The sequence below is a fragment of the Prevotella mikamonis genome (genome assembly GCF_055381405.1).
The window spans coordinates 2,912,663-2,938,069 of sequence record NZ_AP035785.1 but is presented as its reverse complement, the minus strand read 5'-3'; the positions used below and the strand labels follow the sequence as shown (position 1 = coordinate 2,938,069).

General features: G+C 48.8%; 17 protein-coding genes. 9 read left to right on the top strand and 8 right to left on the bottom strand.

The features are described from left to right. Nucleotides 1–424: 424 nt before the first annotated feature. Nucleotides 425–1,162, bottom strand: a complete 738-nt coding sequence (locus ACZ42L_RS12175) for a nitroreductase family protein (protein WP_464716252.1) — start codon at nt 1,160–1,162, stop codon at nt 425–427. Nucleotides 1,163–1,313: 151 nt separating this feature from the next. Here ACZ42L_RS12175 and ACZ42L_RS12170 point away from each other — a divergent pair, with 151 nt between their 5' ends. The 3 genes from ACZ42L_RS12170 to nrdG all read left to right on the top strand — a co-directional run bounded on the left by ACZ42L_RS12170 (nt 1,314) and on the right by nrdG (nt 4,888). Continuing rightward, a complete protein-coding gene (locus tag ACZ42L_RS12170) occupies nt 1,314–1,583 on the top strand; it encodes a hypothetical protein (RefSeq protein ID WP_464716251.1) in 270 nt (89 codons plus the stop codon). Nucleotides 1,584–2,159: 576 nt separating this feature from the next. Continuing rightward, entirely contained in the window at nt 2,160–4,382 is a 2,223-nt protein-coding gene (locus ACZ42L_RS12165) for an anaerobic ribonucleoside triphosphate reductase (protein ID WP_464716250.1), read from the top strand. Beyond that, a complete protein-coding gene (nrdG, locus tag ACZ42L_RS12160; protein ID WP_464699573.1) occupies nt 4,379–4,888 on the top strand; it encodes an anaerobic ribonucleoside-triphosphate reductase activating protein in 510 nt (169 codons plus the stop codon). Before ACZ42L_RS12165 ends, nrdG begins: the two co-directional genes overlap by 4 nt. 68 nt (nt 4,889–4,956) lie before the next feature. On the opposite strand, the gene ACZ42L_RS12155 is transcribed toward nrdG, so the two are convergent. The 3 genes from ACZ42L_RS12155 to ACZ42L_RS12145 form a co-directional block, all read right to left on the bottom strand. Beyond that, nucleotides 4,957–5,766 carry a GSCFA domain-containing protein gene (locus ACZ42L_RS12155; protein ID WP_464716249.1) on the bottom strand — a complete coding sequence of 270 codons (810 nt, stop codon included), beginning with the start codon at nt 5,764–5,766 and terminating at the stop codon, nt 4,957–4,959. 5 nt (nt 5,767–5,771) lie between these two features. Beyond that, nucleotides 5,772–8,519 carry a bifunctional fucokinase/fucose-1-phosphate guanylyltransferase gene (locus ACZ42L_RS12150; protein ID WP_464716248.1) on the bottom strand — a complete coding sequence of 916 codons (2,748 nt, stop codon included), beginning with the start codon at nt 8,517–8,519 and terminating at the stop codon, nt 5,772–5,774. A 98-nt stretch (nt 8,520–8,617) separates the two neighbouring features. Then, the gene (locus tag ACZ42L_RS12145; RefSeq protein ID WP_464716247.1) at nt 8,618–9,802 is read right to left on the bottom strand and encodes an AGE family epimerase/isomerase; all 1,185 of its coding nucleotides are present in this window, start codon (nt 9,800–9,802) and stop codon (nt 8,618–8,620) included. 313 nt (nt 9,803–10,115) lie between these two features. Here ACZ42L_RS12145 and ACZ42L_RS12140 point away from each other — a divergent pair, with 313 nt between their 5' ends. Then, nucleotides 10,116–11,216, top strand: a complete 1,101-nt coding sequence (locus tag ACZ42L_RS12140) for an SGNH/GDSL hydrolase family protein (RefSeq protein WP_464716246.1) — start codon at nt 10,116–10,118, stop codon at nt 11,214–11,216. After that, nucleotides 11,213–12,409, top strand: coding sequence for an ROK family transcriptional regulator (locus tag ACZ42L_RS12135; RefSeq protein ID WP_464716245.1), 1,197 nt, complete (start codon nt 11,213–11,215; stop codon nt 12,407–12,409). Before ACZ42L_RS12140 ends, ACZ42L_RS12135 begins: the two co-directional genes overlap by 4 nt. A gap of 256 nt (nt 12,410–12,665) precedes the next feature. Here ACZ42L_RS12135 and ACZ42L_RS12130 read toward each other — a convergent pair whose 3' ends face one another. The 3 genes from ACZ42L_RS12130 to ACZ42L_RS12120 all read right to left on the bottom strand — a co-directional run bounded on the left by ACZ42L_RS12130 (nt 12,666) and on the right by ACZ42L_RS12120 (nt 20,138). After that, nucleotides 12,666–14,252 (bottom strand): SusD/RagB family nutrient-binding outer membrane lipoprotein, encoded by a 1,587-nt coding sequence (locus ACZ42L_RS12130; RefSeq protein ID WP_464706251.1) that lies wholly within the window; start codon nt 14,250–14,252, stop codon nt 12,666–12,668. Nucleotides 14,253–14,264: 12 nt separating this feature from the next. Next, entirely contained in the window at nt 14,265–17,411 is a 3,147-nt protein-coding gene (locus tag ACZ42L_RS12125) for a SusC/RagA family TonB-linked outer membrane protein (protein ID WP_464702984.1), read from the bottom strand. Nucleotides 17,412–17,642: 231 nt separating this feature from the next. Continuing rightward, nucleotides 17,643–20,138 (bottom strand): YfhO family protein, encoded by a 2,496-nt coding sequence (locus ACZ42L_RS12120; protein ID WP_464716244.1) that lies wholly within the window; start codon nt 20,136–20,138, stop codon nt 17,643–17,645. Nucleotides 20,139–20,259: 121 nt separating this feature from the next. On the opposite strand from ACZ42L_RS12120, the gene ACZ42L_RS12115 reads away from it, so the two are divergent. From ACZ42L_RS12115 to ACZ42L_RS12105, 3 genes are read left to right on the top strand one after another with little or no spacing between them, the layout of a single operon-like run. Beyond that, nucleotides 20,260–20,946: a 5'-methylthioadenosine/adenosylhomocysteine nucleosidase gene (locus ACZ42L_RS12115; protein WP_464716243.1), complete on the top strand. Its 687-nt coding sequence runs from the start codon at nt 20,260–20,262 to the stop codon at nt 20,944–20,946. A 20-nt stretch (nt 20,947–20,966) separates the two neighbouring features. Beyond that, nucleotides 20,967–21,446 (top strand): S-ribosylhomocysteine lyase, encoded by a 480-nt coding sequence (locus ACZ42L_RS12110; protein ID WP_464716242.1) that lies wholly within the window; start codon nt 20,967–20,969, stop codon nt 21,444–21,446. Nucleotides 21,447–21,463: 17 nt separating this feature from the next. Then, complete coding sequence (locus tag ACZ42L_RS12105) at nt 21,464–23,071, top strand: rhomboid family intramembrane serine protease (protein WP_464716241.1); 1,608 nt, start codon at nt 21,464–21,466, stop codon at nt 23,069–23,071. 82 nt (nt 23,072–23,153) lie between these two features. Here the strand turns inward: ACZ42L_RS12105 and ACZ42L_RS12100 are convergent, their stop codons facing one another. Further along, nucleotides 23,154–23,849 (bottom strand): porin family protein, encoded by a 696-nt coding sequence (locus ACZ42L_RS12100; protein ID WP_464716240.1) that lies wholly within the window; start codon nt 23,847–23,849, stop codon nt 23,154–23,156. Between the two features lie 157 nt (nt 23,850–24,006). Here ACZ42L_RS12100 and ACZ42L_RS12095 point away from each other — a divergent pair, with 157 nt between their 5' ends. Continuing rightward, nucleotides 24,007–25,089, top strand: a complete 1,083-nt coding sequence (locus ACZ42L_RS12095; protein WP_464716239.1) for a 4Fe-4S binding protein — start codon at nt 24,007–24,009, stop codon at nt 25,087–25,089. Nucleotides 25,090–25,407 lie beyond the last annotated feature (318 nt).

The window sequence follows — 25,407 nt, the reverse complement described above, 5'->3', positions numbered from 1 at the left end:
TTGAATGTCTCGTGCAAAGGTAATGCAATTCGCACACAAACAAAAGATTTATCATAGATTTGTTGGTGCCATTCCCACATCTTACATTCTTTTGTTCTTATGTCTAAGCCCGCAAGGAACACGGGCTTGTCAACTTGTCTATTCATAGGGCGAATGCAATTCACCCTTACAACTCAAAAACTTATAAACTCATGAACTTAAAAATTTACCCAAACGGGCAAAAAAAAATTGATTATCATCACGACAACCAATCTTTTATTAACCTTAATAATCTAATACCATGAAAAACACGATGCAAAGATATATCATTTCTGTATAGATTCCAAATTTTCAAAGATATTTTTTCGTTCTTTAATACATTTTTGATATAAATCAAGGATTTTTACTTTCAGAATCCACAAAAAACCACCCATACGGTCCTACATTAGAAGCCCTGCGCCTTCAAAACCTTCAAGAAGTTCTCCGACAGAGCCTCATTATCTTTCTTGGTATAACGAATGTCGGTGAAAATCTGGGCTAACGTCTCCTTGTGGTTGATTTCCACAAAACGGCGATTTTCCTCCAGCTGCTCCTTGGGAGTGTAGTATTCGTCGATACTCTGTGGCGTATAGTCGGTATAAATCTCGCGATGGACGAATGCTTCGAGCGGCAAACGGTCGCTGAGTGCAGGCTCTTCGTCGGGCCATCCCACTGTCAATGTAGCCACGGGCATCACGAGTCGCGGCAGCTTCAAGGTATCGACGATGAGCTGCGGCATATAGATGGTCGTACCCAGGAAGCAAGTTCCCAGCCCGGCCTCTTCGGCCAGACAAGTAAAGGTCTGCGTGTAGAGCAGGGCATCTGTGGCCGCATTCATAAACGACAGGAAGTTATCATACCCCGGCACAGCCTTCCGATTCCCCGCCCAGACACTCGTCCGACGGAAATCGGCACAGACAGTGACTACCACGGGAGCCGACATCACCATCGGCTGGTTGAAGTGTGCCGGCGACAAAGCAGCTCGCATCTGCTCGTCGCGCGTCACAAGCACACTGTAGAGTTGCAGATTACCCATCGTGGGAGTACGCCCGGCTGCTTCCAACAAACCATCCAACAGTTCATCGCTCACTTCTTTCGGGCTATATCGACGAATCGTCCTACGTTTCAATATCGTTTCCTTCATACGCGCAAAGATACGAAAAACAGCGGATAAAACGCCGATTTTCTTGCAGATGTGGAAAATATCAACGATATTTGCGAAAACGAATACCATTGAGACCAGGCAGAACGAACGACAGCTCCGCTACCTCGCCTCAACACAATGAACAAGAACGATGGGCGACCAAGAATTATTACTACTGCTGGCCGTGGCCTGTATGGTCATGATAGGAGTGACGGGAAAGGCATTTGGCAGGCATTGCTACATTGCGCATGCCATCATCTTCCTATGCTATACGTGCGCCCTCGTCTACGGCATGATAGAACATGGTGCCTATGGCACCAGCCTTTTATGGTTCGTGCTGCTGGCTTCTGCCTATCTGCTCCACATCCTCTTGATGTCATTCCTGCTCATCAGAAAGGCATGGCTCAACCAAAAACGCTGAAAATCTCATACGCAGCACAATACCAGAAAACCCACATACAGGGTTGTCTGGACTGCATGAACCGACAAGGCAGACCAGCCTGCAAGCTGCCCACATCACCCTCCGTAAACTGCAAGGCCTGAACAGTCTCGCTGCAAAGCCCAAACAGCATTGCTGCAAAGGCCGAACAGCAACGTTGCCGAGCCTTTGCAGTTTTTAAAGTTTGCGAGTTTTTAAATTTATGAGTGGCGTGTAGACGAAATATAAGTAGGCAAAACAAGCTACAAATACGATTACATCGCTTGTCTATCAGAACCTATGAACACGGCTTGCCACGCTTCCCTACACCTTCATAAAAACTGGCAACCACTATAAGAGAAAATCGTTTACACATTCAACTCTTTGGAAAACAAAATAAATAAAATTCAAACAAAAGTTTTCCATTTTATTTTTCAAGTCATTGATACACATACACTTGACATAATTTAACATGCAAAAAGTTTCCAGAAACGATTTTTGTATAGATAAATAGGCTATCTTTGCAAAAGCATTCTATCAACAATATAAGAACATAAAATACATCTTATTTATCCTATCATGATTCAGACAGTAGTCAAGAGAGATGGCCGTATCGTTGGATTCAACGAACAGAAGATCAGTGCAGCGATTCGCAAGGCCATGCTCCACACTGAAAAAGGAGAAGACGAAGCGCTCATCGTCAAAATCACCGACCATGTAAACTTCAAAGGGAAGGCGCAAATGACCGTCGAGGACATTCAAGACGCTGTAGAGAAAGAGCTGATGAAGAGTTCTCGAAAGGACGTTGCGCAGAAGTACATACAGTACCGCAACCAGCGTTCGATTGCCCGTAAGGCCAAGACTCGCGACATCTTCCTCGACATCGTCAACATCAAAAGCAACGACGTGACGCGCGAAAATGCCAACATGAACGCCGATACACCGGCCGGAATGATGATGAAGTTTGCCTCGGAGACCACTAAACCTTTCGTCGACGACTATCTGCTGTCAGAAGATGTACGCGAGGCCGTGCAGAACAACTACATCCATATTCATGACAAGGACTACTACCCCACCAAATCGCTGACGTGCGTACAGCATCCGCTTGACGTCATCCTGCAACATGGATTCACTGCCGGACATGGCAGTTCGCGACCGGCCAAGCGCATCGAGACGGCTGCCGTACTGGCTTGTATCTCTCTGGAGACTTGCCAGAACGAGATGCACGGCGGACAGGCCATTCCTGCTTTCGATTTCTATTTGGCCCCCTATGTGCGCCTGTCGTACCAGCAAGAGGTGAAGAATCTGGAAAAGCTATATGGCGAAGACTTCTCGGCTCTCTACGATGCAGAGATAGACGACTTTGTCAATCGTCCGCTCGATGGGCTGGAGGGAGCTGAACGTGTGAAGCAGCATGCCATCAATTCCACTGTGGGCCGCGTGCATCAGGCTATGGAAGCATTCATCCACAACATGAATACCATCCACAGCCGTGGTGGCAATCAGGTGGTATTCTCATCCATCAATTACGGTACAGACACGTCGGCCGAGGGCCGTTGCGTGATGCGCGAACTGCTCATCTCTACCTATCAGGGCGTGGGCAATGGCGAGACGGCCATCTTCCCTATCCAGATATGGAAGAAGAAACGGGGCGTCAACTATCTGCCTGAAGACCGCAACTACGACCTTTACCAACTGGCATGCAAGGTGACGGCCCGTCGGTTCTTCCCCAACTTCCTGAATCTGGATGCAACTTTCAATCAGCATGAGAAGTGGCAAGCCAACGACCCGGAGCGTTATAAATGGGAGATTGCAACAATGGGATGCCGCACGCGTGTGTTTGAAAACAGATATGGAGACAAGACTTCGGTGGGACGAGGCAACCTGAGCTTCACCACTATTAATATAGTAAGGCTGGCCATAGAATGTATGGGCATAGCAGACAAGCAAGAACGCATCAACAAGTTTTTTGCCAAACTGGACAACATGCTCGAACTCACAGCAAGACAACTCGACGAGCGCTTCCAATTCCAGAAGACTGCCTATGCTAAACAGTTCCCCCTACTCATGCGGTATCTATGGAATGGGGCCGACCATCTCAATGCCAACGACACGATAGAGAGTGTCATCAATCAGGGTACACTGGGTATCGGATTTATCGGTCTGGCCGAATGTCTGAAGGCACTGACCGGCCATCATCATGGAGAAAACGAGGAATCGCAGCAGTTGGGTGTAAAAATTGTCACCTATATGCGCGACCGCGTGAAGGATTTTTCCGAGCACTACGGCCATAACTACAGCGTACTGGCAACGCCGGCCGAGGGACTTTCGGGCAAATTCACCAAGAGAGACCGCAAAGACTTTGGCTGCATTGAGGGCGTGACCGACCGCGACTACTATACCAACTCCAACCATGTGCCGGTATACTATAAGTGCCCGGCTCTGCACAAGGCACAGGTAGAAGCACCATATCATGACCTGACGCGTGGCGGACACATCTTCTACGTAGAGATAGATGGCGACGCAACACACAATCCACAGGTAATCATGAGCGTAGTAGACATGATGGACAGGCTGAATATGGGTTACGGCTCGGTGAATCACAATCGCAACCGTTGCATGGAATGTGGTCATGAGAATGCCGAAGCCAATCTGGAGGCATGTCCGGAATGCGGCAGCCACCACATCGACAAACTGCAACGCATCACCGGTTACCTCGTGGGAACAACCGACAGATGGAATCAAGGGAAACTGGCCGAGCTGAACGACCGCGTGACTCACATTGACACGCCGAGAGGATGATAAGCATTCTAGATATCATACACGACACCACGGTAGACGGACCGGGCTTTCGCACTTCCGTCTACTGTGCCGGTTGTCCGAACGCTTGTCCCGGTTGCCACAATCCACAATCGTGGGACATCAAGCACGGTACACCCATGACGACCGAACAAATCATGCTGGAAATCAAGCAAGACCCGTTTGCCAACGTGACATTCACAGGGGGCGACCCGATGTATCAGCCCGAAGGATTTCTGGAACTGGCATTGGCTATTCGACGCGAAACGACAAAAACGATTTGGTGTTTTTCAGGTTTTACCTTTGAGGTGCTGCTCAAAAATGAGCGCACACACGCCTTGCTGGAGCAGATAGACGTATTGGTGGATGGCCCGTTCGTACAATCACTGCACGACACCGGTTTACTGTTCCGCGGCTCTTCCAACCAACGGCTCATTGATGTACGCCGCTCGCTCGCAGCCGGACATCCAGTCTTGTTCGACTATCAGCCCTACCCTTTGGCTATTTAGTGTCATTGTGCAAATTACGTTACGCAAATTACGCAATGACACTAACTCCTTAACAAACTTTACTTTAGCTAAAGGATTTCCTGCAATCCATACTTCTTTCGAAACGCTTTTGCACGTTCTTGCGCTTTTTCCAAGAATGCTTGGTATTCAGAAGTATCGGCATGGAAAGGACGATGGGCCAAGGCCTGACCTATCGGACGCCATTCTTCGATAAAATCAATCGTCGCTTTGGAGAAGAAAGTCTCTCCAAAGCGCTGCCAGATATACGATACAGCCTGTTCACTGGGATGAAGCATGTCTTCGCGATAGAAACGGTAATCGCGCAATTCATCGTTCATTAACTCATAGGCATCAAAATAAGTGACTCGTTCGGGCATCGCCTGGACCAGCTGATGGGCTGCCAATAAGAGCGTGGATTTAGAAAGCTGACTGCCATGATAGCCGTACTTGCGATAGCGAATAGGGCTGACGGTCAGAACAACATGCACATCAGGATTCTGCTCTACGAGCATTTGAATGGTTTGTTTCAGATAGTCGGCACACTGTTCCACGCTCAATTCCTGCTCATCAAAAAGGACTTGCGGACGTTTCTGACAATTATCGACTATCTCTCCAGTCTCTTTCAACACATAAACATGATTAGTGCCGAGCGTAAATACAGCTACATCGGGCACGTCACCTTCATACCTTTGCACTGTATGAAAGATGCTCGCAGGGTTATACATCACCCCAAACGGATTGACCACAACGCGGAATTGAGAATCGGCAAAGCGTCGGCCGATGTTCTCGGCAAAGCACGAACCGACGAAAAAAAGACGATGGCGTGGCTCAATCGTCCACGCCGAACGTCGTATTTCGACTTTTGTCTGTAGCTCCATACGCATCAACTGCGACTCACTTGCAGGCCCGTCGTACTGAGACTCATATCCACAAAACGGGCATTGGCATTTAAGCGACGGTCGTTGAGTATCTTCTTGATACGCGCAGCAGCCTCCGGATCTCTAGCCACCATATAAAGATAACCGCCTCCACCAGCACCAGGCAACTTATAACCCAGACACAGGTCGTCTATCAAAGCTGTGAGCTGAGCCACTTCGGCAGGATTTGTCCCGGCATCGAGCAGCTGATTCTGTTGCCAAGTGCGGCGTACCAGCGTACCCATCGTATTGAATTCCTGCCGCAACAAGGCCTCATACATTTCCTTGGTATGCTCCTTCATACGACGCAACAACTCTATCTCATCGTGTTGATTCAGGAACATGCGACGCACAATCTCTCCCAAGATAGTCTTTGCCGTGCGCGTAATACCTGTATAATATAATAGGTGGCAAGCCTTATATTCAGGCTGCACAAACAAATCGTTGGGCAGATAGCGCACATCGGGCGTCTGTTCAAACCCTCGACCTGTCTGCAATAGCTTCACACCTTGGAGCAAACCGCCAAACTGGTCTTGCCATCCGCCACCGGTAGTCAGCAACTGTTCGAGTACCAATGTGCGTCGACCAATCTCACTCTTATCCCATGAAAGCCCACAAAAATCGTTCAATGCTCCTAAAACCGTGGCTGCCAAAATACTGCTAGTACCCAATCCACTGCCCGCAGGAATGGCCGACAGCATCGTCAGTTCGATACCGCTGCCGAATGCGTCGAGCTGTTGTTCGAGCGAAACGAAACTTTCTTCACCATAAGTAGGATGGAATCCAGCCAGAGCTAAAGCTGCTTTGGGAATTGAGAACGGACTGCCCACATGGTTGAAATCGCCCAACTGCTCATACGTGGTTATCTCTTCAGAAGCACCGAGATCAATACTTCTCAAGATAATATGACGCTCCTTGCAGGGCTTCACATAGGTTTGCAGGGGCGGCTGACCATTCAATTCGATGGCAAGATTGATAACACGACCACCTTCCATCAAACAATATGGAGGCGTATCGGTCCATCCGCCGGCAATATCTATACGTACCGGACTACGCGCCCAGACAATTTGGTCTTGATAAGTAGTGGGATGTGGGCGCTGACCGGCAGCAGAAACCTGCTCCATCAAACCTTGACGAAGCAGAGAGAAAGCCTTTTCGCCTTGCTCTTCACTTCCTTGTTCGCCTTTCAGACGGCGCAATTCACTGCGGAACATCGCATCGTGGATGCGTGTCATCAGCAGTTCCTGTCCCGTCAGAGCATCCGGTTCGGGCAAGTTGGCAGCCGCATATTCCCTGGCCGCATCCTCCAAATCCACTTGGTAGAACACGCTATGCTCGTGGTTACGGGCCAATGCAGGCCAATTCTGATTACGGAACGAACGACGTTGAGCGAAGAGTCTGCGTAGGTTTGCTTCTGCAGAAATCTCCTCGGCACTCATCTTCCGACATCCCTCAAATAGCTTTTGAGCATCTTGCCCTGTCTCCAGACCGAGCATATAGCGCAACATCAGACCGACCTCTTCTACTGAACCAACCACCGGGAACATGGGCGTCTGCTGTAATGCGCCATCAAATCGGTCTTGAAAGCCATAGGGGCGAACCACGTACTGCGCCTCTCCCACAGGCACAACATCTACACATTGTCCGGCTTTCAAGGTCAATTCAAAGTCGTTTTCGGGTACACCGGTAATAATATGTTCGTGAGACAACGTCCAACGCGAGCCTACACAACTATTCTCTATCCACAGATTTTGGTTCTCTGCCGTCAGTTTCACCCGTAATAGGCAGTTCTGTACGAACATCGAAGGATGCGGTTTGCGCGAATGGTGCATGATTTTACGCTGGTCGCTCTCCAAATTCTGCACCGCCAACGTAGAAGAAAGGAGTTCGTGAGACGTACCAAAATGATAGAATTCTCCACCCGGCAACGGCAACACTGCGACCTTCAGCTGCGCAATTTCCTCGTCGACCATCGTCGGATTCGTACCCAGACAACAGCCGAAATCACTGTACATATCGTAGTTGATAAGTTCTCCATCCTTCATCGAACGCTTCATCAACAACTCGATAGCGCGGTCGCTGAAGAGCCAGATACCAATATCCGTGAGATAGAAATGGTCTTTCAGCAAGCCATTCAACGTCTCTACCGACGGCTTTTGCAGCATGCACTTCATCACACCAGGCGATTGTCGGGATGCCACAAATACACCATGATCTTTCGCAATACTCGAATCGAGCCACAGGCCATAGCACACCACATCGGCATCGGGGATTTCCTGCAATGGCTTCGTGGCACGGATATACACGTCGCCACTCACTATCATGGTATGAAGACGCTCTGGAGCAGCCTCCATAATACGTTCATAAAGGGGTATCTGTAGCGACAAGAGATCTTGGGAGAGTCGCTGCCCACGCTCCCAACGGAATACCGGGATGGGCGTCAGTATCTTACCCGAAGGCGCATACGAAGGCAACCGGCGACTTTGTCCACCGGCATGGAGCAACAATCTGCGCTCACTGCCGAGCCACTCGTGCATGCTCTGTCCTGCATTCTGAGCTTCATGGCAAGCCTGCAACAACCAGGTAGACCCACCACCTGAGCCTAACTTATGCCCGACGGGGTCGTTCGTACAAAACCATTCATCACGGGAATAACCGGTAACGTCGTGAAAACAACCTACCAAATTAGGAGGGAGCGAAAGGAGTTTTTTCATTTCTGTAGATTTTATCTCTTGCAAAAATAAGAAAAAAAACTCACATTCGCTCCCTCGTGGAGTCAGAAAATAAGAATTTTCTGCGTACTATCGTGTACTTACAATGTCTTCAAAATCTCATTGCAGAGTTCGTACGATTTCACCATCATACGCGGGATGTGGAACGGACCTTTGTAAAGATTACCCTTAGCAGGCTGTGCCACCGTACCGTCGCGGTGCAGATAGCCATACCACTCGCCAAATTCCGCGTCGGGGAAGTGGGCATAAGTCCACTCACTTATCTGACGATGGCGGTACAGATATTCATCATCACCGGTAGCCAAATAAGCATAGAGCGACGAAATGATGGTCTCACACTGCGGCCACCAGAACTTCATATCCTGCGAATAGTCCTGCGGTGGCAGGTTTTTGCAGTCCACAAAGTTGATGATTCCGCCATATTGCTTGTCCCAACCCCAGTCCCACGACCAGTTAAAGATGGTAAGGGCCATATCCGTGAGCTTCTTGTCCCAGCCACGATAGCGTGCTTCTTCCAGCAAGAACCAAGAGGTCTCGATACAGTGACCGGGATTGATGACACGCGTAGCATTAGTATCTACAAACTCACCATTAGGACCAACGCTTTCCAGCAAAGCCTTGAACTCCGGGTGCATAAAATATTTCTGCAACTTATCTATCGACTCATCAATCTGCTGAGTCAGTCGCGAATCGTCGCAAACCTTGCGCAGACACGCCCCGACATTAATCAGAATCATCACGATAGAGTGGCTCTGCAAGTTCACCACCGGCTCGAACTTAGCGGGCAGAAAACCCGGAGTATTGAGGAATCTCACTGCATCTGAGAAGATTTCCAATGCCCTCTTTGCATACTTCCGGTCTCCCGTAGCCAAAGCATATTCCGACATAGCTATTGCAGCGAAGGTCTCTGAGAACACGTAACGACGCTTGCGAAGCGGCGTTCCCTCTGCCGTCACAGAGAAATACATATGCCCCTGCTCATCGAAGCAGTGCTTCTCGATAAACTCCAGTGTGCTGGCAGCTGCGTCGAGCCACTGCTGATTTTTCTCAACATGGTTGTACGCATACGCACACACAAAGGCAAAACGTCCCTGAAACCAAACAGATTTGGTCGAATCCATCAGCGAGCCATCACGGTTTACGCACGTATAGACACCGCCGTTCTTTTGATCCCAACCATGTTCCATCCAAAATGGCATGATGATTTTCGTCAAATCATTCTTATAGGAATTCGCCCAAAAACTCAAATATTCTTTTTTGTCCATAGCTATATATTTTGCTAACAATTCTATTTTTATGCGATATGATGCAAAATTAGTCTTTTTTGATAAAAATTCCAAAAGAATATAGCATTTTCTATCTTATTTAACCAAATTATTTATGAATCCACATCAAGTTACCCCCACATCTTCATTAAATTGCATCGACAAAACAAATACGATATTCTTATTTTATAGTTTTTTGCCTTAAAACACGTCAATATCATCATTTTTTTTTATTTTTGCATTGGAATAATAACACAATGATGTTTTCCTACTGGCCAAGGGATACACAATAAAGATATCTAAACATAATATAATGAAAAAAGCTACTTGCATCCTGGCACTATGCTGTGCCTGTGTCATGCCCATATTTGCCAAGAGCGGCAATGAGAAACTAATCAAGGGTACCGACTCCAATATTATCTATACCGGCAGAACAGCCCAGCAAGCAGACGGAAGTGTATCTTACGATTGGGTGGGTACTTACGTGCAAACGCGATTTACGGGCAGTTCCATCGCCGTCGACATCTCCGAAACCGATACCAGTTATCACAACATATTCATTGATAACCAGCCCGTGCGCAAGGTAAAAGTCTACGGCCGCAAGCCTCACAAGCTAATCTTAGCCGATAACTTGGACAAGGGTACACACACGCTGCGCCTACAGAAGTGTACCGAGGGCGAATTCGGATGTACCACCATCCACGGATTCTACATCGACAAGAACGCGCAGCTCAGTCCGGTAGCCCGTAAGAACAGGATGATTGAGTTCATCGGCGACTCCTATACCTGCGGCTACGGGGCAGAGGGCAAGAAGGCCACCGAGCATTTCAAGCTCTCTACCGAGAACTGCAACAAGGCCTATGGCTGCATCATTGCCCGCTATTTCGACGCCGATTATGCTCTCGTGGCCCACTCCGGCCGGGGCATGGTGCGCAACTATGGCGACAGCGTACAGATTTCAAAAGCCAACATGAGCGACCGCTACGGTCAACTGTTCGACGCCCATAGCACCCAAGCCTACGACTTCAAGGCCTACCATCCTCATCTGGTCATCATCAATCTGGGTACGAACGACTTCTCGCCCACTGCCATTCCGAGCAGTGCGCAATACGTAGGCGCATACGTTAAACTCATAGAACGTGTCAAAGCCAACTACGGCAACGTACCCGTACTCTGCATTCTCCCCCACTCTGCAAGCGTCTATCTGCAAGCCAACTTCGGTGAACTCAAGACTGCCGTGGCCGGCATGAACAAGGTATATCTCGCCACACCGATGCTCAACATCGTCAGCGACGAGTTTGATACCGGTTCCGACTGGCATCCGAATTATCAAGGACAACAAAAAATCGCCATGACTCTCATTCCTCAAATATCAATGATAATGGGGTGGCAACTAAACAACAATATACAATGATTAATATCTTCCAAAACGAAAAAGACTCAAAAAACGCACTTATCAAAAATAAGATTGTAGAGTTTTTCATCCACAATGGCAACTCCACCAATACGGATTTGTCGAAAGAGTTGAATCTGAGTATCCCCACCGTCTCCAAACTCATCAACGACATGATTGAAGAGGGATTCGTACTGGAATACGGCAAGCAGGAAACAAGCGAAGGACGCAAGCCCATCCTGTACGGCCTGAACCCCGATTCAGGCCACTTCATCGGCGTAGATATGGGTCAGGACTGCATCCACATGGGTCAGATGAACTTCCGTGGCGAGCTTGTCAATCTGCTCATGGACATCCCCTTCTGCTATGCCAACACCATGGAGTCGCTCGATGAACTGTGCCACCACATCAACAAGTTTATCAACTCGCTCGACATTCCGCGCAAGAAGATTCTCAATGTCAACCTCAATATCCCTGGTCGCGTGAACTCCGGAACAGGCTATAGCTACAGCTATTACAACGTATCCGAAGAACCGCTCACAGCCATACTGACCAACAAGATAGGCATACACACCAACATCGACAACGATACACGGGCCATGGCCTACGGCGAATACATGCAGGGATGCGTGAAGGGCGAGAAAGACATCATCTTCATCAACATGAGCTGGGGGCTCGGCATGGGCATCATCCTCGACGGCCATCTCTATACAGGCAAGTCGGGCTATGCCGGAGAAATCGGCCACATGCCCTATTTCGACAACGAAATCATCTGCCACTGTGGCAAGAAGGGTTGCCTGGAGACTGAGACTTCGGGCCGTGCATTCTACCGCAAGGTGAAAGAACACATCGAAGCAGGCGAAACATCCATCCTCTCACAAGACGGACAGACCGACTTCACGGTAGAAGACCTCATCAATGCCACCAACCGTGAAGACCCATTGTGCCTGGAAGTATTGGAACAGATAGGCCTCAACCTGGGCAAGGCATTGGCCGGTATCATCAATATCTTCAACCCCGACCTGGTAGTTATCGGCGGTATCCTGTCGCAGACCGGCAATTTCCTGATGCACTCCATCGAGACCAGCGTACTCAAATACTCACTCAACCTGGTCAACAAAGACACCCACATCGTACAGTCCAAGCTGAAGGAGCGTGCCGGCGTCATCGGTGCATGTATGCTTGCCCGCAAATTTGTCATCGACCAGCAGTAAGCCGACACCTACAATAAGGCTACCCTGCATATCGGCCGGTGTATTGATACAACACGTCAATACACCGGCCGAACTGTCTACAGACCGCTCACCACCGCCCATCATCACCGAAAGACAATCCGTCGCCACCTACCTTGCTGCAAGAGAAGATTCAGAATAAAAAACTGCCACGGCTTTGCAACATTACTGTTAAGCCGTGGCAGCATTGCTGAATAGACTCCGCAGCGACGCTGCGAAGCCTTTGCAGCAATTTCAATTATTTATAACGACCGGTGTCCCACCATACCCTGACGTTCATACCGTCGCCCTTACCCCCATTCAGTGCAGCATTCTTGGCATTCGGATTCTCGCGCAGCTCGTCGTCCACATAGCGTAGCTTCTTCACGAAAGTACCCTTGGGCAGGGTCGTCTCCAAGGTTGTGGCAACCGGCATCAAGACCGGATAGCCCGTGCGGCGGAACTCCGACCAAGCCTCAACACCATCGGGATACAGCGCCAGCCATTTCTGCGTGATAATCTGCTTCAGATGTCCCTCTGTAGAAGACTGTGAATCCCAGGCCACACTACCCGTCGTCTTATAGGTCTCATCCTTGTCGGCCGTGTACAAGGCAGCGTCTACCCCGGCTCTCTCGGCATCGAACGATGCCTGAATACCTGCCAGATAGTCGTCCTTGGCAGCCCCTGCACCGCTCCAGCCCTTCAGTGCTGCCTCGGCTTTCAGGAAACATACTTCGGAGAAATCCATCACTTTCTGGCGTTTGCCCAACACATAGGAAGATTTGCTGTCATCATTCGAATTCCAGTTAGGCATAGCCTGCGCACCCCACACAAACGAGCGTTCGTCGGCAGCATACTTGCCCAATCCCTCGGTCGACAGACCATTGGGAATGCCCTTGAATTCAGGATTGTCCTTAGTCGACTTCTGGGTGTGTCCGAACCACAGCGCCGTGCGCGGGTCGAGCACCGTACTGGTGTTCTTCAGCATATCTTCCATCGTCTTGCTCATGCAGAATTCGCCCCAGCCCGAAATCTGGAACAAGGGCCATCCGTTCGTACCTGTACCGGTGATGTAGACTCCGGCATTATCGGCATTGGAAGACAACAGACCGCCGGCAGCCTTCAGGGCCGCTTCACCCTCACGCTTGGCCGTAGCAGCATCTACGTAGCTGAGACGCAGTGCATAGCGCAGGCGCAGCGAATTGGCCAGTTTCACCCATTTGGAGAGGTCACCATTGTAGATAAGGTCTTGATTGTCGCTGAGCTTGGCCATCGAGGCATCATTCAGATGGGCCGTGAGGGCAGCCGAAGCCTCGCTCAACTCCTTGAAGATGTCGGCATAAATATCTTTCTGGCTGTCGTACTTGGCATTGCTGATGCCCGTAGCTCCCTCGGTATAAGGTATGTCGCCGAAGATGTCAGTGGTCTGTGCCGTGCATCGGGCAGTGAAGATACGCATAATCTGATAGATATTGCCAAACTCCGGATGTGTCTTCACATGCTCTGCCACCTGTCTTGCTTGCTTGAGCACACCCACATAATAAGTAGTCCAGAAACCGTCGGTCACCCAGGCACTCTTATAGGTGTAACTGTCGGAATTGAAGTAGGCTGCTCCATTGGCGAAGTACTGGGCATAAAGATTGGTATGGAGGTTGTCGCCAACCTGATATTCCCACGACATTACGCGAGTGCCCTGCTGCTGCATGTAAGGCAAGATATAGCCCGGAACACATTCGGTGATGGCCGTCGGGTCGGTATTGATAGAGTCGAACTTGTCGGTACAGCCTGTCATGGCAGCCGTAGCAAGGCCTAAAACACCAATATACTTGATAATTGAACGTTTCATGATTTACCTGTATTAGAATTTAACATTGAGCGAAAAACCGATGCTGCGGGTAGGAGGCATGGCTGCCAGTTCGAAGGCCTGTGCATAGTCTGAGCGAGAGAATGCACCCTCTGGATTCACAGGGGCAGCCTTGTAGAAGTAGAACAAGTCGCGACCTACGAGTGCCACCTTCACATAACGAATCGGCGTATTACGGAACCAAGCCTGTGGCAGGATGTAACCCAGCGACATTTCGCGCATCTTGACATAAGTACCCTTATAGGTAAAGGCTTCGGCAATGCCTTCCGGGCCTGCAATGGCCGACCAGTAGGTTTCGGCACTCACCTTCTTGGTGTTAGCCTTGCCGTCTTCGGTGACGCCTTCGACTATGATTTCGTCGCCGGCCTCACGTCCCTTCAGCGTCTTGGCAGAAGTACCTTGCTGGCAAGCATAGTTATCGGTGTTCGAGATAAACTTACCACCTTGGCGCACATCTACCAAGGCCGAGAAGGTGAAGTCTTTGTAACGGAGCGACGAAGAAACAGACCCCGTCCAGTTAGGCATCATGTTACCGATGACCTGATCGGACACACTCTGTGGCAAGCCATTGCCGTCTACGACGATGTTGCCGCTGGCATCGCGCTTGAAAGCCTTGCCTACGATATCGCCAAACTTGCCACCCTCGTCCACAACGACAGACCCGGTACGGGTAGCTCCCATCGTGAAGCGGGATATTTCACTATCCAGTTCCTTGCAGAGCGTGCGACTCAATCCCCAGTTGAAACCGAGATCCCACTGCCAATCCTTCGTCTTGACAGGCGTACCGTTCAGCATCAACTCGAAACCGTGGCTCGTAATCTTACCGGCATTGATGCTCTTGGCGGTGAAGCCCGAAGAACTAGGCATCGTAACACTCAGAATCTGATTCGTAGTCTTCGTATTATAATAGGTGAAGTCTAAGCTCAGACGATTGTCGAACAGGCGAATCTCCGTACCCACTTCGCCCGACAAGGTAGACTCAGGCTTCAGGTCGGCCAAGGCTTTCGTTGCTCCCATGTACGACTTGATGATGCTTGGGTTCACGTTGTCGCCGGTAGTAAACAGATAATAGAGCGAAGCCAGCTTGTAAGGGTCGGTGTCGTTACCCACCTTGGCCAATGAACCACGCACCTTCCAGTAAGTCACCCAATCGGGCAACTTGAACATTTCGGAGAGAATACCGCTCAGGCTGACAGAGGGATAGAAGTAAGAACGATTGCTGGCAGGGAGCGTAGACGACCAGTCGTTACGCCCTGTAATGTCGAGATAGGCCATGCTCTTGTAGCCGAAGGAGGCAGAGAAGAACATAGACTGGATTTCCTTCTTGGAGAAAGTCTCTGACACGGTCTGTGTCAGACCGTTTGACAAGGTGGCTAATCCTGGCACGGCAAAACGGCCCGACGAGCCGGCCAGGCCCTCATAGCGCATGTTGGTCATCGACGTACCGAGGTTGGCATTGACAGAGAAGTCGCCAAATGTCTTGTCGAAGTACAAAATCAAGTCGGCATTGAACTCCTTGTTGGTCAGCACGCTCTTGGCATACTGCGAAGCCGAGGAAGTGGGGTCGGTAAGGATAGAGTAGTTACGTATGTTGTCGTTGTACCAGTCTACACCCACACGTCCGGTCAGACGTAGGTAGTCGGTAAAGCGAGCTGTAGCCGAGAGCTGACCGATAAAGCGGTTGCGCTCCGACTTGTTGCCATTCTCGCTCATGGTCAGTCCATAAGGGTTGGCATAGTTATCGCTAGGTCCTGACCAGTTGACGACGTTATTCATATAGGCACCTACACCACGTGGATTCTGCAAGTCTACCAGCCGAATGCCCCTAGGCATCTTCACCAGCTGGACCATCAGACCATATTCGCCCTGTCCCGGACGGTTGTTGGTGTGCTCGTTCATGTAGCTCATCTTTGCACCCAGCGTCAGGACTTTGCTCTTCAACTCTGCGTTCAAATCGAAATACTGACGATTCTGATTATAGTTCGGAACAACGGAGTTGGCCCGTGTATCGGTGAAAGACAGACGCGCCGTAGCATATTCGCCACCGGCCGAAGCCGTCACAGTGTTGGTGTAAGAAGTTCCTGTGCGGTAGAAATCCTTGATATAATCCTTTTGCGGAGTGAGCGCATAAGGCTGATAGCTGGTATCGCCGTACAAGACGTTGCGCCAGTTATCGACCGTCTGTCCGGTCATCTTGGCACCCCAACTCATCTGAGACTTCATATCGTAAGCTCCACCCTTGCCCTGTCCATACACATTCTGATAGTCGTAAGGCGAATACACATTGGTGATATCGAGCGTACCATTATACTCCACGCGCAACGGTTGGCCGTACTTGCCTTTCTTGGTAGTGATGACGATAGCACCATTCTGCGCACGCGAACCGTAGAGGGCAGCGGCATTAGCACCCTTCAGCACAGAGATGCTCTCAATATCTTCGGGATTGATTTCTGAAGCTGCGCCCGCATAATCAGAACCTCCCCACTGGTCGGCCTGGCTAACGGTATTGTCGTTGATGGGGAAACCGTCGACAACCCAAAGAGGTTGATTGTTGCCGGAGAGCGAATTCAGACCGCGCATCACGATACGGGTGGAACCGCCAAGACCTGTACCCGACTGCGAAATCTGCACACCGGCAACCTTGCCTTGCAACATATTAGCTACGCTGAACGACTTGTTTTCGGTCAGTCCGTCGGTTTTCACCTCCTGCATGGCATAACCCAAGGCTTTCTTCTCACGCTTGATACCCAAAGCAGTTACCACCACTTCGTCCAAACTGGATGCTTCGGGCTGTAGGACGACACGGAAATCAGACTTTCCGGCTACAGGTATTTCCATAGTCTTGTATCCAATGTAAGATACAGTGAGTACGGCATTAGAGCGTGCTGACACGGAGAAACGACCATTGAGGTCGGTAACACCTCCGGTAGACGAACCCTTCACCACAACACTAGCACCAATAACCGGTTCTCCCGTTTCGTCTAAGACGACTCCTTTGATTTGCAGTTTAGAATCCTGCTGAATCGACTGCACACTACCAGAAGCGGCTGCCAGACTCATCGGAGTACCAAACATAAACAATCCAAGCAACAATGCTGTGCATGTCTTTGGAATTTCTTGATTGTTAAGATGATGTTGCATAATTAAAACTCAGAAGATTAAAAGGTTCTTTATTAAAAGGTTAAAATATTACACTGCAAATATAGCGATATATTTAAATAAAAAATAAGGTTTTAAACTTATTTATACTAAAATTTTAATAAATAGTAAGGATATATATCAAAAAAGATACAAGCTATAAAAAGAGACTCGGTAGATAAACACAGATTTGCTTATCTACCGAGTCTATGGAAATCACTATATTGTTCTTTCTTATTCCACTCTTTCTTCTTTCCTGTTCTTAGACATGAATATGCCTAACAAGATGAAAATCAAGAGAGCCGCATAAGATACGTATGCCACTGTTTCGGTGGCATCTACACTCTTCGGATAGAAACTGAGAACGACTTTGTGTTGACCTGCTTTCACATTCAGGGCACGCAATACATAGTTGACGCGGCCCAATTCTACAGGCTGACCATCGACGGTGGCAGTCCATTCGGGATAGAAAATCTCTGAGAATACCACTACTCCGCCCTTGGTAGAGTTGACATCGTAATGCAGTTCGTTGGGTTCATACGAAGTCAATGTGACGATAGACGTACCGTCTTGATGGGCAGCCTGTCCCAGTTGTGAGCGGAACTTGGCATCCGCCACAGCCTCATGACGCAGATTCAGGCGTCCCAATGTCTCCAGTTCCTGATTTGCATTGTCCACATACGTCAACTTATCCACAAACCATCCATTGCCATAAACATAGGGATTCTGCACGTCTACGGCCTGATTGTTCTGCAACGGCAGGATGAAATGCTTGGCATTCAGCATATTCAGAACAGGGTAGATGGAGTCTCCGGCCACCTTGGTCATATCGCCTCCAGTCTGAGCTATGGCCGGCAATATCTTCTGCATCTCAGGCTGTATGTAGGCTTCGATGAGTTCCTGATAGCGACGTAGCTTTGCAGCATGGTAACCACCGATGCTCTTATGGTAGTAAGAGGTCTCGTTTTCATTGAATGTATTCGATGCCAGATTCAATACACGATAATTCAACGACTTGTCGCGGAGAATCTGACGGTCAACATTGGTCATGGCCTGGGGAGATTCGCGCACACTCTTCTCTACGAACATATCGTCGTAAAGGTAACGCTTGTTCACCTGCCACATGTCTATCAGACAGAGTACAGCCACTGCACCTATCATGTATTCAGCCTTCAGCTTGCGGGCTTTGAAAAGTAACAAGAGGAACGTCCCAACCACGATAATCCAGAAAGAACGCCAACAATCGGCCGTGAAGATGGCACGACGCATCTCGCGGAGATTTCCTTCCAGCGCACCGAGATATTCTGCCGGGATGCTCTTCAAGGCATTCATCTCCGAAGAAGAGATGAAATCTCCGAAGAACATGTCGGGCATCAGGGCAAAAAGCAGAGCGATACCACCGGTCAAAGCAAAACTGATATAGACCAACTTAATTTTCTTGGTCAACAGCTCCGGCTCATCGATAATCTTCTTCAAAGCCAACATGGCCAGCAGAGGAATGGTGAATTCGGCCATCACAAGGATAGATGCCACCGTTCGGAACTTGGAATACATCGGTACATAGTCCAGGAAGAAATCGGTAAATGGCATGAAATTACGCCCCCATGACAGGAGTATAGACAGGACAGTGGCTGCCAAGAGCGCCCATTTCATAGGTCCTTTGACAATAAACAACCCAAGAACAAACAGCATCAGCACGAAAGCACCTACATAGACAGGACCGCTCGTGCCGGGCTGTTCGCCCCAATATTGTCCCAACTGCTGATAAATCTGCATGAAATCAGGATTGGCCTTCTCCATCGCAGTCTTATTGGCAGCCAGTGGTACTGATGCTCCGCCCTTGGTATTGGGTACTAGAAGCGTCCAAGTCTCATCCACCCCATAGCTCCATTGAGTGATATAATCACGCTCAAGTCCTGAATTTGTTTGGTTGGCAGCATTCTTCTTGACCAGTTCGCTCTTTCCTCTCATCGACTCCTGAGAATACTGCCACGTGTGATAGAGATTAGAGAGATTGAGACTGATGCCGATGGCAGCGCCTACCAAGCATACACCGGTGGCCTTCCAGAAACGAGCCAACTGCTTTTCGCGGATGGCTTCGACAAGGAAAGCTATAATCATAAACAGAATAATGAACAGATAATAATAGGTCATCTGCACATGGTTGGCATTTACTTCGAACGCCGAGAAGATGGCAGTGACTATCAATCCGGGCAAGAACTTGCCTCGATAGGCCAGTACCACTCCCGCTATCATCGGTGGAAGATAGGCCAGCGCCATCACTTTCCAGATGTGACCGGCCGCTATGATGATAAAGAAATAACTGGAGAAAGCCCAGATAATAGAACCGAGAACGGCCAAGGAATGGCGGAAATCGAACGCCCTGAGCAGGATATAGAAGCCCAACAGATAGGCAAAGACATACCAGACATTTTCCGGCAACCACAGATGGTAGGCATTGATGGCCTGTTTGAGTGCCGTCGTACTGCTATACGATGGTGCTGTCTGATACGTCGGCATACCACTAAACGCGGAGTTCGACCAACGAGTCATCTTCCCCGTACGCTCATGATAGGCTGCCTGCTCTTGCCCAGCTCCCCTACCCGCCGACGAATCGTGTCGGTATAAGATTCTTCCCTCTATGTCGGCAGGAAAGAAATAAGCGAAAGAAATCACGGCAAATAATACAACTGCCACAATATCGGGCAGATAAGTCTTCAAGGATTTCATAAATAAACGTTTATTTTATAGATGCAAAAATAAGGAAATAGTTGCAAACCAACAAGAAAACCCACACACAACAAGACGTCATGCAAGTTTTTTCGTAAATTTGCAAGAAATATCATCGAATATGAACATAGGATTAATCGTAGCTATGGACAAGGAGTACAGACAGCTACACGCGCTTCTCCACGATGTCCACCCCGAAGAGCATGCCGGTCGGAAGTTCCTGATCGGCACTGTCGGTCAACACCATATTATATTACAGCAATGCGGCATCGGCAAGGTCAACTCTACCATCGGAGCTGTCGAAATGATAAGTCATTACCATCCCGACCTGATTATCTCGTCGGGCTGTGCAGGCGGGGCCGACACGTCACTCAACGTCACCGACGTAGTTGTTTCTACCTCATGTACCTACCACGATGCCTACTGTGGTTCGGAATGTCAGCCCGGACAGATTCTCGGCATGCCGGCCCTGTTTGATTCTCCCAAAGAATTGGTGGAGAAAGCATTGAGTATTAAGACTGATACCCATCTACGTGCAGGACTCATTGTAAGCGGCGAATGGTTTGTAGACAGTCGCGAGAAGATGTCATCTATCCTCGAACAGTTCCCCCAGGCAATGGCTGTCGATATGGAGAGTTGCTCTATTGCGCAGACATGCCATATCTACAGCGTGCCCTTCATCTCATTCCGAATTATCAGCGACGTGCCACTGAAAGACCATAAGGCACAACAATATTTTGATTTCTGGAATCGCATGGCCGATGGATCGTTCGAAGTGACTCGCCGTTTCTTGGAAAAATTAGATTAAACTAACACATACATCAACTTATGGATAAAATACCTTCATTCACCATAGACCACAACCGCCTGTTGCGTGGTATCTATGTCAGTCGCCAAGACACTGTCGGTGGCGAAACCGTTACAACGTTTGACATTCGCATGAAAGAGCCGAATCGTGAGCCGGCACTGCACGTTGGCGCTATTCATACCATCGAACACCTCGCTGCCACCTATCTCCGTAACGCCCCGGAGTGGAAAGACAGCATCATCTACTGGGGGCCGATGGGATGTCTCACAGGCAATTACCTCGTGATGAAAGGCAACCTGAAGAGCAGCGACATCGTAGAATTGATGAAAAAGACTTTTGAATTTGTGGCCAACTTTGAGGGAGAAATTCCCGGCGCAGCACCCAAAGACTGCGGCAACTATCTGCTCCACGACCTCCCCATGGCGCGTTGGGAGTCGCGCAAATATCTAGACGAGGTGCTGAACGCTATCAAAGATGAAAACTTGAACTATCCAGAGTAGTTCCCAACATCTTCGCCATGGCTACACATAGCAGAAAGAAAAACAACCCGAAAAGAGACTGGGCACTCATTCGCGTCATCTCTTTTCGATTGCTTTCGCTGTCACTTGGGGCTGCCTTGCTTTATTTCCTGTTCCTCTGGCTGGCATGGGACACCCCACTCGTCCAACACATTGGCAAAGAACTACGCGAATTCGGCATCCCACTTTTGCTGAGTCTGGTAGTCCTCGGCTGCACTTGGAATATCGATGAGGCATTTCCACACAGCGGCACAAGACGTTTTTCCTACCCTGTCCTAGCCACATTTGGCACATTGATTCTTGGAATCACCATGACTTTCCAGACTACAGAATCGAAAAGCAGCGTGCTCTATGTAGAAACACTGCAACAAGTCGAAGACCTGTCACAAACCGATTGGATACACGTTTCACGGCTGGAAGTTGACACCACGTATAGTGGAACTTACACTCACATGCGCTCCAAGCCTCAACGGTATGGTGCAGACAAACTCTACTTCGAGATGCTAGACGTCTACGAAGTCAATAAACTGCCCAACGTCTACATCGGAACAGTGTTCAACAGTCGGGAATACAGTTCCATGAGCAGCGAAGAAAAGCTGGAAAAACATTACAACGATTTCTACTACCAAGGCATCAACCGCCACGCCTATCCACGCAACAACCTACCTTATCTACTCAAACACGAGCACCATTCCGATTTATACAAGGGCTTTGTACAGGCGGTTACGAATGGCAATTTCAACCACATAGCCCCCGAAGAAGCCACTATTTTCCGACTGGCAGACGAGAATGAGATTCCCAGTGGACATTTCAACTATCTGCTCATCTGTTGTATCATCATTGCATACTGCCTCATCACCTTTCTCATTGTGGCCTTGGGCAAACCTACCCGGAAGCTATATGAAGAATGCAGAGAACCGTGGCTGAAAACAATATTCCTTCTCTTATTGACTTCACCGGCTGTATTAGGGGCTGCAAAACGCAAAGGAGAGATACATGAACCGAAAAAAACAGAGCGCAGATGGCACATCATCATGGCCGTACTCATCGCCCTGCCACCCATCGTCAGTATCATCTATTACCTGGCTATGGTATTTTCGGGTGTCAGTCTCATGTCACCCGATGTCTCCGAAATCATCAGTTGGGGAGGTGCTAACAGCTATTTGGTTATGGAGTCAGGCGAATGGTGGCGCATCGCTACGGCTTTCTTCCTACACGGAAACCTCATACACATTGCATACAACCTCATCAATTATTGGCTCATCTTATACCTATATATATTTACAATAGGCAGCCGACGGCTCATTTTCTCCTTTTACCTCTCAGGTCTTTTGAGCATTTTCTTTGCCATCAGCCTCTCTCCGCACACAGTGGTAGGCCTGTCTGGTGGACTGATGGGCATGTACGGATACACCATCGTCAACATCCTTTTAGAACACAAAGCTAAAGACAACATTGGCCTGGCCACTATCATGGCAGGCTTCACACTTCTTTTCAGCTTCCAGGCCACCGTCAGCCTGGCCGGCCATTTGTCTGGCTTACTGTCTGGTTGCACCCTGGCCTTCATCTACTATATCTACGACCAGAAAGAAAACATATTTGAATAAAAGTATTCATTCAGGATGAAAGTTTTTTGGAAATATCTTCATTGCCAATGAATACTTTCACCATCAAGACACAAAACCACTCCTACAAATCGAACTTATACCCTGCTGTAATCGTGAAACAACGATTACGGGATTTTTCCGTCTGGGTTATCCGACTCAAACCTAGATTGTAACGCGCCTCCACAACCACATTCATATATTCGTAGGAGACACCCAAAGGGATAGAAAACTCCGTCTTTTCGTATTTCTCCATGAGGTCTGCTTTCGTCTGTTTCATCTCACCATAGGTATAAGCACCCGCCTTATTCACCTTGTAGGGAGTTTCCTCCTTGCTCTCCTTGGCATTGACAAGCCCGACCCATTGTACTCCTACTTTCACGGCCAAACCTCGGATTACATAGTAGTTCAACATCAACGGCACACTCACGTAATCCAAATTAACATGGTGATTATGCAATCCCAGATACTCTTTGTCTTCCGTTACTTGCATGGGGGCTTTGATATGATAGTCGGCATAACGGCAACCTTGCATGGAATACAGAGCAGCTAGCGATACACTGAGCTTCGGAGTGAGCTGATACTCAGTTTGCACTCCACCCACAAATCCAGCCTTAAAACCGGTTTCCAGTTCTCCGTCATCAGTACTCAGATTCATATTCGTCATATTAGCCAGCGTGATACCCACCTTCGGTATCAGCGAGAATGTACCTTGACGACTTTGTGCCTGTGTTGCCACAAACAATGTAGCCAAAGCTAAAATCAACATCAGACGTTTCATAGCTTTATCTTTTAATTATTAACATAAACGCAATGCTACCATAGATATTGCAAAGAAAAAACAAAAAAGAATTAACTTTTCCTACCGATTACACACACAGTCCCACACACTCACTTTTATTTATTACCTTTGCGCCTGCAAAATAAACATAGAAAACATGAATGCGAAAAGACTACAACATATATTGATGTTCGTCACATGCCTGGTTGTGCTCCTTGCAGTAGCTGCCCGACGAGATGGGAAGCTGCTCGGCCACGCACTCAGCAGCGACAACAGACAACAGGTAAAAGCTACAACAGCCACCCCTCTACAACAGTTACAGGATGGTACATACGTCATCAACACCACCTTATTGGGCAAAGACATCCTGGGCTACGGCGGTCCTGTACCACTGGAAATCTACATGAAAGAGGGAAAGATACAAAAGGTCAATGCACTCCGCAACTCCGAGTCCGAAGATTTCTTTGCCGAGGCGTCCAGCCTATTGACACGCTGGAACGGAAAAACACCTAAAGAGGCATTGACCATGAAGGTGGACGGTGTGAGTGGCGCTACCTATTCCTCGCGTGCCATCATCGCCAACATGCGGCTCGGATTACAATACGCAGACAAGAATGCAAGCCAGCCAAGTGTCTGGGAGAAGATGGGACTTTCGTGGAAGTATGCTGCCGGACTCATTGTCGTACTCATGGGAGCTATCCTCCCACTCTTTTTCAGGAACAAGAGATATCGCACACTGCAACTCATCCTCAACGTCATTGTACTGGGATTCTGGAGCGGCACGTTCATCAGCTACTCGCTCATCACAGGCTACCTAGCCAATGGCGTCAACCTGTGGACTTCACTCATACCGCTCATCATGCTCATCACGGCATTTATCTATCCCTTCTTTGGCAAGAAAAACTATTATTGCAACAATATCTGTCCATGCGGTTCGATGCAAGACCTAGCCGGCAAATTAACACACAGGAAATGGAAGATGTCGCAGCAGACCGTCAAGCGTCTGACTCTTTTCCGCCAATTATTATGGGCCTGCCTCATGGCCATGATGCTCGTCGGCGTCGGGTTCAGTTGGATGGACTACGAACTCTTTGCAGCTTTCATCCTACAATCGGCTTCATGGGTGGTGCTGGCATTGGCTGTCGTATTCTTTATTCTAGCCATCTTTGTTCCTCGCCCCTACTGCCGCTTCATATGTCCCACAGGTACATTGTTCAAACTGGCAGAAGGAAAGAAGTAATTGATTCGTTAGAAGACTCCCTCCTCTCCTACGGACGCGGCATGCCGCGTCCCTACAAACTAACGAACACATCAACTCAGAAACTAACACACAAATACAACTGTAGGGACGCGGCATGCCGCGTCCGAAAAAGCAAGTCCCCCCGACCACATAAGGATAGAATATATCAACATTATATAAACCCATTTGGGCGAATTACATTCGCCCGATGATTTTTCTCCTTTTCCTATAACCCATCAACTTACAAACTCAAAGACTTACTTGTCATATGGAGTACCTATCGGCACTCATTATTTTGCACACATATTTTCCTACGGT